The following is a 222-nucleotide window of genomic DNA, read 5'->3' as shown; positions in this document are numbered from 1 at the left end:
CCTCTTAAGTTCAAAATAGTAATTAATATAACAAACAAGCTGGCTATAAGCACATTATGTTCATGTAAGCTAGGAAATGCTGATGTAATTGCATCTGTACCTGCTGATACACTTACAGCAACAGTCAGGATATAATCAACGAGCAAGGAGCCTCCTGCAATCAAGCCGGCATTTTCCCCTAGATTTGTTTTTGAAACAATATAAGCACCGCCTCCGCGAGGA

1 protein-coding gene is annotated in these 222 nt (G+C 40.1%); it reads right to left on the bottom strand.

What is annotated here, in order from left to right; genetic code table 11:
- On the bottom strand, positions 1-222 hold a 222-nt coding region (locus EOC06_RS39625), incomplete at both ends, for an amino acid permease (protein ID WP_128310223.1).

The organism is Mesorhizobium sp. M7A.F.Ca.MR.362.00.0.0, from assembly GCF_004023175.1.
GTDB lineage: Bacteria > Pseudomonadota > Alphaproteobacteria > Rhizobiales > Rhizobiaceae > Mesorhizobium.
The sequence above is the reverse complement of the archived record's forward strand: the minus strand, read 5'-3'. Positions and strand labels throughout refer to the sequence as shown.